The following is a 13,431-nucleotide window of genomic DNA, read 5'->3' as shown; positions in this document are numbered from 1 at the left end:
TGTCAGGCGGCGCCACCCGGGTCAGATCTGCTCGGGGTCGGCCAGGACCGCGATGGCGTCCGGGGTGAGCACACCCTGGAACACGCGGACCTCGTCCACGGCCCCTGGCCACAGATCGACGTACTTGCCGTACCACTTCAACCGGCCGATCTGGAGGGGACCGGCGGCGGTGGCGACGGGGGTGTAGGACAGCGGCGTGCCCGACGGCTGACCGTTGACGTACAGCAGCATCGTGCGGGTGTCGGCGTTGTAGACACCGGTGAGGTGCGTCCACACGCCGTAGGCCGCGTCGGTGGCGGCGACCACCTGCCCGCGTACCGGGTCGGCCTGGTTCGGCTGGGCCATCTTGAAGGCCCAGCGGCGGGTGTTGACCTCGTAACCGAGCTGGAGGCCGCCGTGTGTGGCGCCGTCCTGGGTCACGGCCATGGCGCTCTTGCCGTTGTCGGTCAGCTTGACCCAGGCGGCGACCGAGAAGCTCTGGTCGGTCCGGACGACGGGGCCCTCGGTGGCGCCGTACTGGGTCGCCCCGTCCAGCTCGATCGCCGCACCGCCGCGGACGTCGCCGCCCCAGAGCGGGGAGCCCTCCAGGGTGAGGTGCCGGTCGGAGCCGGAGCCGTCGAAGGCCGTGGGGCCGTCGCCCTCGTCGAAGCTCAGCAGCAGCCGGGCCTCGGCGGGCGGATAGGTGTCGAGCTCGGTCCTGCTGCCGCGCAGCTGGATCTCGCTCGCCGTCGCGACGCCCTGATAGGCCCACACGTCGTCGACGTCGCCCGACAGGGACTCACCCCACACGCCGCCGGTCTTGGTACGGCCGAGCTGAAGCCCTCCGGTGGACTCGAAGCTCGTGGTGCCGAGCCGGTAGGACAGCGGCGATGCGGCCTGCAGCTGCCCGTTGACGTACAGGCGCACCTCGGCGGCGAAGGCGTCGTAGGTGAGCGCCAGGTGGTCCCAGGTGTCGTTGGCGTGGAAGCTGGAGTGCGAGGCCGTCTGCATGACCGCTCCGGCGCCGTCCCTGTCGGGCAGGACGACCTGCCAGGTTCCGGCTTCGGCCGGGTTGGCCGCGTCGGGCTGGTAGCGCACGGTGAAGGCGCTGTTGACGGTGCCCGCCTGGCTGAAGACGGTGACGGGGCGGGTCGGGCGTGAGGGCAGGTTGACCCAGCCCATCATGCTGAAGCTCTCCTTGGTCCTGACGACGGGCACGGCGCTCTCGGCATGGCCGCCCTGGCCGTCGCCGTCGGCGTCCAGGCGCAGGCTCGCCTGGCCGACGCCGCCCTCGACCGGGGCGATCTGCGCGTCGCCCGACAGGGTGAGCGGGCGTGCGTAGGAGGTGTCGTCGGGGGTCGAAGCGGGGGCGGTGGCCGATGCGCTTCCCAGCTTCCAGCGACCGGTGAGCACGCGGGCGCTGTTGGTCAGCTGCTTGGCCTCGTCGCCGGTCAGTACCCGGTCGTAGGCGCGGACGTCGTCGATGTGGCCGGGCCAGTAGTCGCCGACGTTGCCCTTCCACTTGCCGCGGCCGATCACCAGCGGGCCGGTGGCGGCCCAGGGGGCGCTCTGGACGGCTTCGGCCTGCTTGACGCCGTTGACGTACAGCGTCATCCGGCCGCCGACGACATCGCTGACGCCGACCAGGTGCGTCCACTTGCCCGCCTCGGCCTCCTGCGCCGACTCGGTGCGCAACCAGGTGTAGCCGGTGTCGGCGTCGGTGGAGGTGCGGGTGTAGTTCCACTTCTTGGTGGCCGCGTTGTAGGAGAGCCAGAAGGCCGACATCCGGGTGCCGTCCTGGCCGACCACATTGGCGTTGCGCGACAGGTCCGACAGCTTCACCCAGGCCGAGACGCTGTAGGCGGTGGAGGTGTTCAGGGGCGAGGCGCCCGTCACGGCGTGGCCCGAGACTCCGTCGAGGCCGAGCGCCTTGCCGTCGACACCGGTGTGGCCGAGGGAGAAACCGCCCGCGGCGTTCGCCGGGAAAGTGGTGTTGTCGCTGTCGGGATCGGCGTCGCTCAGCACCGCGCCGGCGCCCTCGTCCAGCAGCCACTGCGCCTTGGCGGGCGATCCTGCCCTGACCCTGAAGGCGTGCGAGGTGGTGGGGCTCGCCTTTCCGGCGCCGTCCCAGGCCTGGACGTTGAGGTAGTTCAGGCCCGCGCGAGTGGGCATGAGCTGCACGCTCTTGGCCGCCCCCGCACTCGTGACGACCGTCTGCACGGGCTCGGCGTTCAGCTGGTAGGTGTACTTGACGGCGTCGGTGGCGACGGTGTCCAGGGTGAAGCTGCCGTACCTGCCCACCCCGTCGCGCCACGGGTCGGCCGGGTCTGCCGGGTTGGAGGCCGGGTACTGGGAGGAGACGACGGTCGGGGGTGCCGGTGCGGTGCCGTCGTAGATCAGGTAGCAGCCGGTCTGGGCGTCGCCCTCATAGCTCCACGGGCTGTAGTCCGTGCCGTCCCAGGTGCGGACGTGCCAGGCGATCGAGGTGTTCTGCGGGATGGTGGCAGGCATCGTGACCTGGAAGGTGTCGCCGCTGGTCAGCGGGCCGGTCCTGGCGGAGGTCCAGCGGGGCTTCCACCCGGCGCCGTCCTTGGCGTCCCAGGAGGCCTGGAACTCCGCGTACAGCTTGTCGGGCGACTCGGTGTCGGCGTCGGTGAGCGTCGCGTACAACGTCGGCGGCTTGTTGACGAGCGCGGCGGTCGCCAGGCACTTGCCGCCCGGGTTCATCCACAGATCGGCCTGCTTGGGCTGCGGCGGCGGCGTGTTGTAGCGGACACGCAGGTAGGCGTTGCGGGAGAAGCGCTTCCAGCCCATCGGGTCGCTCTCACTGGCCGCGCGCAGGCCGAACGCCATGCGCGTCTGGCCCGCGGCGAGCGCCTCGCGCAGCGGGGTCTCGATGCCGCTGAAGATCAGGTTCCCGGCGGGGCAGTCGGGACCCCAGCCGAGTGACTCGTTCTTCGAGCCGATCTTCTTACGCCACCAGCCGCTCTGGTTCTGCTTGGTCCAGTCGATCTTGTCGGCGAAGTTGTCGGTCCACCACAGCTCGGCGACCTTGTCGGTGCAGGAGGCCGAGTGCGTCTCCCACACCTGCAGCTCGGCCGAGATGATGCTCTTACCGGCGAACTCGCCCATCGGGATCTCGTAGTGCAGGCGCTTGACGTGGTTGGAGCCGCAGTCGCCGTCCAGGCTGGTGCTGCAGTAGCCCATACCCTCGCTCTTGGTGGTGAACTTGTAGTACGAGGTGCTGGGGAAGGCGCTGGTCGTCATCGCCCACTCGGTCTGCATTGGGGTGTGCGTCTGAGGGTCGATGAAGACGGGGAACGTGGTGTCCGGGCCGGTCAGCAATGTCGTGTCCGGGGTCAGCGCCATCTCGCCGGCGTTGAGCGCCACCGGCATCTCGGCGGTCCTGGACCCGTCGCCCGGCCCTTCGGCGCTGGCCTTGTCCTCCTCGGACACCGCGAGCGCCGTACGTGCGGCGCTCGCGGCCGGGGCGGCGCCGGAGTCCCACATCAGCGGGGTGGGGGCCTCGAACACGGTGCCGCCCATGGCCTTGTCCGTGGCGACCAGTCCGGCGCCGGGCTCGGAGGTGACCGTCACCCCCTGGGCCTCCAGGGTGTAGGCGAGCCGCGTCAGCTGCGGGTTCTGCGCCGCCTCGCGGTTCTTGACCTCCAGGACGTGCGCGAAGCCGGTCGCGTCGGCGCGCACATGCAGGTCGACGCCCGGCAGGACCTCGGCGTAGGTGGCGGTGTCGCCGTCGAGCACGGGCTCGGGCAGACGGCTCTTCCAGCCGATGCTCATCGAGCGGCCGACGCTCTCGATCGTGGCCATCGGGGTGTCGCCGCCGCCGGAGAAGGTCATCTCGGCGACGGTGGCCTTGGGGCTGATGCTGCCGTCGGCATTACGGGCGAGCGTGGTGTCGATGCCGACCCACTTTCCGCCCTTGCGGGTACGTACCGGGAGCAGGTGCTGGGTTTCGGTGAAGGTGCCGTCCGGGTTGGCGACGATGTCCCGGCTCTCACCGCGGAACGCACCGATCTCTACCGGTTTCCCGGTCTTGCGGGCACGGGCGAGCGCTCCGGCCTGCGTGGCTACGAGTTCGCCCGAGCCGGTGCTCCGCACCTCGGCTGCCGCGGCCGGAAGGCCGTCCACGGTGGGTAGTGCCTGCAGCATTCCGAGGCACAAGGCCCCGGTGACCGCGGCGGACACCCTACGTATCCACGCCACGAAAACCCCAAACTTTCCTCTAGTCACAGTAAAGCGACATGAAGGTATCAACCGCTTGGTATGATCGAAAGAGGAGATTTAGCAATAAACGATCTCTGAAAGCTCTACAAAGCCCTAAACTCCGCGTAAAGCGTTGAGATAGGCAGAAAGTCACAGAAATCTTACGATCGACACACGTATCGGTTTCGGCCGTCAGGCAGGGCGCGCGTACACGATGATGTTGTCGCTGTAGCTCCCGGCTCGGCGGTCGAACGAGCCGCCACAGGTGATCAGGCGCAGGGCCGGGTGGCCGAGCGCCCCGTAGACTTTCTCGGTCGGGAAACGGTTCTTGGCGACGTGCTGCACGTGCTCGACGACGAAGGTGTCGCCGGTGCCGTCGGCATGGGTGACGGTGATCGCGTCGCCTGGCGTGAGATCGGCCAGGCGGGCGAACACGGCGGGGCCCGAGACGGTGTCGACATGACCGAGGATCACGGCAGGGCCGAGCTCGCCTGGGCTGGGGCCGTGCCGATACCACCCGGCGAGGTTCGGCTCGGCGAGCGGCGGGGTCTCGATCACCTGGTTGTCGTCGACGCCGACCGGGGTGATGGCGGCCGACACGCCGATCGAGGCGATCGAGATCCGGGCAGGTGGCTCCCTGCGTCGAGCGTCGTTGGCCGAGGGTACGGGTGGCGGGGCGGGGATGGGCCAGCCGGACGCCGCCGATGGGGTGGAGGTGGCGGCGTCGGACAGGATGCGACCGGTCATGGCGATCGGCACACCGAGGGCGGCGACCAGTCCGGCGATCACCAGCGTCCACAGCAGTGGCCCCGGCGGCGCGTGGCCGCGTGTGGGTTGCGGGTGGGGCCAGGGCTCAGCGGCCATGAGCGCGCTTGCGCCTGAACTCCAGGCCGACGCCGATGCCCAGCAGGGCCAGCACGCCCGCGACGGTGTAGGGGAGCAGGTCGGGGTCGGCCAGGCCACCGCCGCCGGTTGGGGCTGCGCCTTCGGGGGTGATGGCGGCACCGGCCACCGCCTGCTCGGTGGGTTCGGCGGTCGCGGTGACGGTCGTCGTCTGTGTCGGGGTGGGGGTGGCCGTCGTGGACGGTGAGGAGGTGGGGGAGGGGCTTGCCGTGCCCGGTGCGGTGATCGTGACGGTGGAGAGCTGGGCGGCGGCGGGGTCGGCCGTGCACAGGCTCTCCTGGGCGGCGGCGCCCGCACTGCCGGAGACGACGATGACGACGTCGCCCGGGGTGATCGTGTACGTTCCGGCCGTGGCGGGCACGTAGGTGCCCTTGAGCGCGGTCAGGCGCAGCGGCTCGCCTTGTGCGACGGCGCTCGTGTTGGCCGCGGCGGAGGTGGCGATGCTCTCCTGGGCCGCGCCGGACACCTTGAGGGTTCCGCGTGCGGTGAGGGATCCGGCGGCGAGGGTCTTCGGTGTGCTCATCTGCAGCTCGACGTCCCATTCGACCGGCAGGCTGGTGCTGGCCTGGCCGGATACCGGGATCTTCGCCCTCACCTGCGCCTGGACCGGGGTGTCCGACCCGATGGGTGCTTTGCAGACGTAGGTGAGGGCGACCGGCGTGGCGGCAGCGGCCGGTGTGGAGAGCAGGGCCATGGCGCCGATGCCGAGCAGGGGCGGAAAGGCGCGCAGGAGTGAGAGCTTCACGATGACAGGGGTCTCCTGGAAGAGGGCGGGTGGATCAGCCGGTGCGGTGCTGGGCGATGTGCCGCTCGCCGCGAGAGTGGGCCGGAAGGCGCGTGCGGTACTCGACGAAGATCAGCCCTGGGATGACCGCCATGATCAGCAGGAATGCGGGTACGGCCAGGGCGAGCTGATCGCTTAGCTCGTCCTCGGTCGTCTCGGCCATATGGTCGATCTCGATCGGCTGCGGTGCGGCGGGTGGAGGTTGTGTGGGTGGTGTGGGGGTGCTCGGGGTTGCTGCGGGGAGCTGGAGAGACGGCTCGGGAACGGCTGTGGGGCCGGGAGAGGGTATGGGCGGCAGCGGAGAGGGAAGTGTGGGGGCCGGTGCCGGTGGTGGTGGCGTGGCGCTGGGCGGAGTGACGGTGACGGTGACCGTCGGTGTGGGCGTGGGAGTCGGTGTCGGTTTTGGTGTCGGCCGTTTCTTCGGGCTCTCCTCTTCGCCGGGGCCGGGGTCGGGTTCGATCCACTCGGGCTGAGACGGATCGCCGGGATCGGCCAGGGCGGCAGGGGGCGCCCAGAACAGCAGGACGAAAACGAGCGGGACGACGAGGCGGAACCGGCTCCTGCTCACGTTCATCACCGTGAGCACCAGAACATGACAAATACTCCCAAACACCTCAGAGATGGACACTGGGCGCAAGCTTAGAGGAGAACTTTGCCTGTGCTTTGCGTCGCGTATGTCGAGAGCAGAACGGTTTGGTAGATCGTCGGCGGCTGTACCGATCTGGGGAGGGGGGTGGGCCACCTTCGAGGCTTGGGGTCCCGGATGGACGGTAATCGTTTTCCAGATGGTCATGGAAGATCACTCGGCCGTCCACTAATGATCTTTACCGTGGCGTCGTTTGCGTCATTCCCCCCAAAACGCATGTGGAAGGACATCCATGCGCATCGGCACACGGGCCCTCGTCACCCTGATGACGGCCGTCCTGGCTCTCGGCAGTGCGACCGCGGCAGGCACACCGGCGGTCGCGGCCCCTGACCCGGTCCTCGCGGCGCTCACCCAGGTCGTACCGGAGATCGTCGAGGAGGCCAGGACCGTGCCTCCCACCGAGATCCCGGACGGGAACGTGCAGCGGGTCTTCGCGGCGGCGCCGGACCACACGCTGCGGGTCAACATCAGCGACGAGGAGATCGGGCTCGGCGCCCCGCAGGCGGCGGGGGTCGGGAACCGGGCGCTTCCCGGTCTGGTGACCTATGCGGCCACGCAGCCGAGTGTCGCGTTCGCGCATCAGCGCACGGGGCAGATCGCCCGTGTGCTCACCGTCATCAAGGACGCGTCGGCGCCCACGGAGTACCGCTTCCCGATCAGCGCTCCGGACAACAGCACGCTGGAGGTGGAGGCCGACGACCAGACGGTCATCATCTACAACAACGACATCTACCTCGGCGAGATCGACACCCCGTGGGCCAAGGACGCCGCGGGCAGGCCCGTGCCGACGACGTACCGGGTCGAGGGCATGACGCTCGTCCAGACCGTGAACCACGCGGGCGCCACGTACCCGGTCGTCGCCGACCCGGCCGTCAAGCTGCAGTGCGAGTGGTGGAAGGCCATGTGCCGCGTCCTGTTCTCGCGCAGCCTGACCAAGCGCATCCACAACGCCTGGCTGTACGGCGGCGCCGCCGCGGCGGCCGAGGTGCTCAAGGCCGGCTGCGACAAGGTCAAGAACTCCAAGGTCAAGCTGATCTGCAAGGTCGCGATCGTCACGGGGATCGCCTCGTTCATCTACAAGATCCGCGAAGCCGCCAACAAGAACCAGTGTTTCGCCATCCGCGCCCAGTGGGTCGGCTCGGTGACGCCCATCCTGTGGGGCGAGGTCCGTAAGAAGAGCTGCTCAAGCACGTAGCCGTCGACCGGCGGGGCCCGATCGCGGCCCCGCCGGTTCGTCCGGCTTGGACACCCTCCCCCCACAGCTTCTCTTCCCGGAGTCCGTTTCATGAGCACGTTCCACCTCCGTGTGGCGGCCGTTCTCGCCCTGGTCCTCGCCTTGACCGTGGCCGGAACCCCGCAACCGGCCGATGCCGCGCCCGAGCCCGTGCCCGCGCCACCCGCCGCGAGGAGCGCCCCCGACGAGACGTCGGCCCGCCTCACCGCACGCCTGAGCGGCGAGCGCGTCGAGGTGGAGGCGGCGCGCACCGAGAACGCCACCACCTACGCCAACCCCGACGGCTCCCTGACCGTCGACACCTTCGCCGGGCCGATCAGGTTCCGCGAGGACGGCGTGTGGAAGCCGGTCGACATCTCGCTCGTCACCGCACCGAACGGCGAGGCCGTACCCCGGGGCCACCGGCGGGGCCTGCGGTTCGGCGGGCGCGGCGCGGCCACGCACACCGACCTGATCACGCTCGGCGAAGGCCAGGGCCAGGTCACCCTCCAGTGGAAGGGCGCCCTGCCCACACCCACCCTGAACGGTGAACACGCCACCTACCGGGACGTCCTGCCGTACGCCGACCTCGTCGTGTCGGCCACCAGGACGGGCGCCGAGCAGTTCCTGCTGCTCAGGAAGCGGCCCGCGACCCCGCTCTCGTACCGGCTGCGGCTGCGTGCCCCGGGTATGAAGGCCCGCCAGACGGCCGACGGCGGTGTCGAGCTCGTCGACCGCAAGGGGGCGAAGGCCGTCACGATTCCCGCCCCGGTCATGTGGGACGCCCAGGTGCATCCCGGCTCGGGCGAGCACCACAACCGCGCCCCGGTCGCGATGCGGCTGGTCGGCCAGGACCTCGTGCTCACCCCGGCCCAGGACTTCCTCGCCGATCCGGCCACCGTGTACCCGGTCACCGTCGACCCCTCGCTGAACCTGGGCCAGGTCTTCGACACCTTCGTCCAGGAGGGGTACGGCACCGACCAGTCGGGCGCCACCGAGCTGAAGATCGGTAACAACGGCAGCGGTCAGGTGGCCCGCTCGTTCATCACGTGGAAGACGCCGGGCGTGGCGGGCAAGAAGATCCTCTCCGCGACGCTGAACCTGTGGAACCACCACTCCTGGTCGTGCGCCGCCCGTGGGTGGGAGGTCTGGACCGCCAACCGCGCCACGACCGCCTCACGCTGGCCGGGCCCGGCGCTGGCCGTACGGTATGCCACCTCGACCGCGACCAAGGGCTGGGGCTCCGGGTGTGCGGACGGCTGGGTGAGCGCCAATGTCACCTCGCTGGTGCAGCACTGGGCCGACAACGGCTGGAGCGAGGCGGGGATGGGGCTGCGGGCCGCCAGTGAGAGCGACGAGTACGGCTGGAAGCGCTTCAACTCGGGCAATGCCGCCTCCCATCCGCCGTCGATCTCGGTGACCTACAACTCCTATCCCACCAAGCCGCCCTCGACCTGGGCCACACCGGTCACCGACTACACCGTCGCGGGCGCCGTCACCCACTGGGTGGCCACCGCGACCCCGCAACTGCGCGCCCACGTGGGCGACGCCGACAGCGGCAACGTCCGGGGCCTGTTCGACGTCTACGACGGGACGACGGTGGTCGTGGACAACCTGTACGGGGGATATGTCGCCAGCGGCGGGTACTCCGTGGCCACCGTGCCGTCCGGCAAGCTAGTCAACGGCAAGGCGTACACGATCAGGGCCTGGTCCAACGACGGCTCCCTGTCCTCCAAGGCGTACCAGAGCGCGACGTTCACCGTGGACACCGCCAAGCCGCCCGCGCCCAAGGTGAGCTCCGCCGACTACCCGGCGGACGGCGCCAGGCACGGCGACGCGGGCAAGGCGGGCGTGTTCACCATCACTCCGGCGAGCACCGACACCGGCTGGGTCGCCTACCGGCTGGACGGCGGCACGACCGTCAAGGTGCTGACCACGGGCACGGCCAAGGCCGTCACCCTGACGCCTGCCACGATCGGCGCCCACACCCTGCAGGCGTACACGATCGACAAGGCGGGCAACGCCTCTCCCACCGTGACCTACGCATTCGAGGTCGGGCCGGACACGATCTCGGCGAGCCTCACCGCGCCGCGCGACGGGCAGCGCAGCCTGGGCCAGGTCGCGCTGGCGGTCTCGGGCACCGCGTTCACCGGCGCCAGGTTCCAGTGGCGTCGCGCCGACGGCGACGCCTGGGCCGACATCCCCGCCGGGCACGTGCTCGGCGCCGACGGCAGGCCGCTCACCGCATGGCCGGTCCCGGCGCCCGCCACGGCCGGGACCACGGCCGTCACCGGTCTCACCTGGAACGCCGCCGCCCATCTCGGCGGCGACGCGGCCGTACGGGTACGCGCGCTGGTGCACGGCGCGGCCGGGCAGAGCGCCGAGACGGGCCAGGCGGCCGTGATCGTCGACCGGGGCGCCTCGCAGGCCGAGGTACGGTCGCTGTCCACCGGCCCCGGCCAGGCCGTGCCGCAGGCGGGAACGGTGAACCTGCTGACCGGAGAGCACCGGCTCCTCGCCGAGGACGCGAAGGTGTTCGGCATGTCGCTCAGCCGTTCCTCCTCCTCGCTCCCTCCGGCGCCCGGCACGCGGATCGCCGGGCTGGCCGCCGCGTTCGGGCCGGAGTGGTCCACCGGTGTGGCCGTCCTGCGCGAGACCTCGCCGAGCTCGGTCGAGGTGATCACGGCCGAGGGCACGCCGCTCCAGTTCACCAGGGCGGGCACCGGCTGGCGGGCCGAGCGCGGCGCCGAAGGGCTGCGGCTGTCGGGCGCCTACACGCTGAGCGACTCGCGGGGCGGCAGCACGGTCTTCACTAAGGCGGCGGCCGACGGCCTCCACCTGGCCGCGTCCGTCACCCCGCCCGGCAGCGGCCAGGCCACCCGCTACCTGTACGAGACGGTGGGCGGCACGACCCGGCTGCGGGCGATCGCCGGGCCCTCGCCCTCGGTGGCCGACCCGGTCACCGGCTGTGCGCCGCCGTCGCCGCTGCCCGGGTGCCGGGTGCTCGAACTCCTGTACACGGCGCAGGGACGGGCCGAGCGGGTCGTGTTCCACGGCGCCACGCCCGGCAGGGCCGAGATGGAGGCGCCGGTCGCGGTGGCCCAGTACGCCTACGACAGCGCGGGCCGCCTGCGGGAGGCCTGGGACCCGAGGATCACCCCGGCCCTGAAGACCCTCTACGGCCACGACGCCGCAGGCCGGATCACCACGCTCACCCCGCCAGGCGAACTGCCCTGGACCTTTGCCCACGACCAGAGCACCGGCCGCCTGCTCGCCGCCTCCCGCCCCACCCTCAAGCCGGGCACACCCGACACGGTGACCGGCGAGGCCAGAACCAGCCTGGTGTACGGCGTGCCGCTGACGAAGGCGTCGGGCGGTCCGGCCGACGTGGCCGCCGCCCATGTGTCGGCCTGGGCGCAGGCCGCGGCCCCCGACACCGCGACCGCGCTCTTCCCGCCCGACCAGCGGCCGGGCGGGCAGGCGTGGAGCAGGGCCACCGTCGTCTACCTGGACGGCGCGGGACGTGCGGTCGACATCCTGACGCCCGGCGGCCATCTGTCGGCGGCCGAGTACGACCTGTCCGGCCGCCGGGTGCGTGAGCTCACTGCGGCCAACCGCGAGCTGGCCCTGCGCGACACGACCGACTACCGGCTCGCTGAGCTGGCCATCACCCAGTACAGCCAGGCCGAACGCGCCGAGCTGCTGTCCACCAGGACCGTGCACGGCGTCGACGGGCGAGGCGTGCTGGAGGAGCTCGGCCCGGTCCACATGATCACCCTGGAGGCGGACGCGCCGGGCGCGGAGGAGGAGCTGCCCGCCGGCTATGCGATCGGCGCGAGGCGGCACACCGTCCACACCTACGACCAGGGCCGCCCCGCCGACGCCGCCACCCGTGACCTGGTCACCACGACCAGGACCGGCGCCAGGATCGTCGGCAGGGAGAGCGCGCCGGACGCCGACGTCAGAGTCGTGAGCACGGCCTACGACTGGCGCTTCGGCAGGCCGTCGCAGAGCGTCGTCGACCCCGGCGGCCTGGCGATCAGCACGACCACGGTCCACGACGCCGACGCCAGACCGGTCAAGGTCACCGCACCCGGCGGCGCCGAGACCCGAACCACCCCCTACACCGCGAACGGCGCCGGCCCCTGCGCCGCCCGCCCCGAATGGGCCGGTCTGACCTGCCAGGAGGGCCCGCGCACCTACACCTACACCAGGTACGGCGACCGGGCCACGGTGACCGAGGCCGGGCGTACCGTCCAGACCGAGTACGACCAGGCCGGACGCCCGGCCGTCACCCGCGTCACCGGAGACCCGGGCCGCGCCGTACCCGCCACCCGCCTGGCCTACGACCAGAGCACCGGCCGCATCGCCGAGCGGCAGCGGGTCGACGGCGCAGGCGTGGTGCTCGAACGCCTGGTCACCGGCCGTGACCGGCTCGGCAGGACGACCTCCTACACCGACGCCTCGGGCGGTGTGACCCGCACCGAGTACGACGACCTGGACCGCAGGACGAAGGTCGTCGACCCGGCGTCGGCCGCCACCCTCTACGCCTACGACCACGCCGTCGAGCCGCGCGGCCTGCTCACCTCGCTCACGGACCCGGTGGCGGGCACGTTCACCGCCCGGTACGACGCCGAGGGCCGTCAGGTCTCGGGCGACCTGCCGGGCGGCCTGCACGTGGCCGATCTGCACGACGAGATCGGCACGAGGTTCGCCAGGATGTACACCAGGGACGGGCTGGAAGGGCCCGTCATGATCGACCAGATCGCCCCTTCGGTGCACGGCCAGGCGCTGCTGAGCCTGCGCACCGACGCCATGACCGACCGCACACTCGGCTACGACCGGGCCGGAAGGCTGACCTCCGTGCTGGAGTACGCCTGGCCGGTGTGCGCGTTGCGCCGCTACGACCTCGACGCCGACGGCGATCGCACCAGGCTCGCCGTACAGGTGTCGGAGGAGGACTGCCCGCAGCCGGACGACGCCGCCGCCACGCTCACCGCCTACCCGATGGACGCGGCCGGACGCCTGACCGGGCCCGGGTACGCCTATGACGCCGTGGGCCGCCTCACCGCACTGCCGGGCGGCCGTACGGTGGCCTGGCACGCCGACGGCACGCCGTACCGGCAGAGCGCCGGGGACAGGGCGCTCACCTGGACGACCGATCCCGCCGGGCGGCCGACGGGCGCGGTCACCGAGGCCGGGACGACGTCGTCCTACCGGTACGGCGACGACGGCGACGCTCCCCTGTGGAGTGCCGACGGCGGCCAGGTCGTCAGGAACGTACAGGGGACCGGCGGCACGCTCGCCGCGCTCACCGGGACCGCGGGTGCGGTACGCCTGCAACTCCTGACCCTCGACGCCGACGTCGGCACCGACCTGGACCTCACCACCGGCGAGGCCACCGTCCTGACCTACGACGAGTACGGCGTGACCACGGGCGAACCGCGCCGCTACGGCTGGCGAGGCGGGCACCTGCGGGAGACGGTGGGCATCGACGGGACGCTCCTGGTCGGGGGGCGGTTGTACGACCCGGCGCTGGGGCGTCTGTTGTGAGGTGATGGGCTGTGTCGGGGTTGGTTGTGCGGTCTGGCCCTGGGGCGTCTGTTGTGAGGTGATGGGCTCTCTTGGGGGTGGGTTGTGCGGTCTGGCCCTGGGGCGTCTTCTCTGAAGGGACGGGCCGTC

Annotated in this window: 6 protein-coding genes; 2 read left to right on the top strand and 4 right to left on the bottom strand. The window is 71.3% G+C overall.

The window, feature by feature from the left end:
* Positions 1-21: 21 nt before the first annotated feature.
* From ACTWNK_RS24365 to ACTWNK_RS24350, 4 genes are all read right to left on the bottom strand, one after another.
* On the bottom strand, positions 22-4,128 hold the full coding sequence (locus ACTWNK_RS24365) for a LamG domain-containing protein (protein WP_474306803.1): 4,107 nt from the start codon (positions 4,126-4,128) through the stop codon (positions 22-24).
* 267 nt (positions 4,129-4,395) lie between these two features.
* Positions 4,396-5,067 (bottom strand): class F sortase, encoded by a 672-nt coding sequence (locus ACTWNK_RS24360; RefSeq protein ID WP_474306802.1) that lies wholly within the window; start codon positions 5,065-5,067, stop codon positions 4,396-4,398.
* Positions 5,057-5,851, bottom strand: a complete 795-nt coding sequence (locus ACTWNK_RS24355) for a hypothetical protein (protein ID WP_474306801.1) — start codon at positions 5,849-5,851, stop codon at positions 5,057-5,059. The genes ACTWNK_RS24360 and ACTWNK_RS24355 overlap by 11 nt, the downstream gene beginning before the upstream one ends.
* 34 nt (positions 5,852-5,885) lie before the next feature.
* Positions 5,886-6,053, bottom strand: a complete 168-nt coding sequence (locus ACTWNK_RS24350) for a hypothetical protein (protein ID WP_474306800.1) — start codon at positions 6,051-6,053, stop codon at positions 5,886-5,888.
* 715 nt (positions 6,054-6,768) lie between these two features.
* On the opposite strand from ACTWNK_RS24350, the gene ACTWNK_RS24345 reads away from it, so the two are divergent.
* The gene (locus ACTWNK_RS24345) at positions 6,769-7,731 is read left to right on the top strand and encodes a hypothetical protein (RefSeq protein ID WP_474306798.1); all 963 of its coding nucleotides are present in this window, start codon (positions 6,769-6,771) and stop codon (positions 7,729-7,731) included.
* Between the two features lie 90 nt (positions 7,732-7,821).
* Positions 7,822-13,302: a DNRLRE domain-containing protein gene (locus tag ACTWNK_RS24340; RefSeq protein WP_474306797.1), complete on the top strand. Its 5,481-nt coding sequence runs from the start codon at positions 7,822-7,824 to the stop codon at positions 13,300-13,302.
* The last annotated feature ends 129 nt before the right edge of the window (positions 13,303-13,431 follow it).

The sequence above is a fragment of the Nonomuraea sp. IBHARD001 genome (genome assembly GCF_056106265.1).
The sequence above is the reverse complement of the archived record's forward strand: the minus strand, read 5'-3'. Positions and strand labels throughout refer to the sequence as shown.

Bases quoted from the DNA above. Each gene is read 5' to 3' on its own strand.
- ACTWNK_RS24360 (WP_474306802.1), bottom strand. From the start codon at position 5,067: ATGGCCGCTGAGCCCTGGCCCCACCCGCAACCCACACGCGGCCACGCG.
- ACTWNK_RS24350 (WP_474306800.1), bottom strand. From the start codon at position 6,053: ATGGCCGAGACGACCGAGGACGAGCTAAGCGATCAGCTCGCCCTGGCC.
- ACTWNK_RS24345 (WP_474306798.1), top strand. From the start codon at position 6,769: ATGCGCATCGGCACACGGGCCCTCGTCACCCTGATGACGGCCGTCCTG.
- ACTWNK_RS24340 (WP_474306797.1), top strand. From the start codon at position 7,822: ATGAGCACGTTCCACCTCCGTGTGGCGGCCGTTCTCGCCCTGGTCCTC.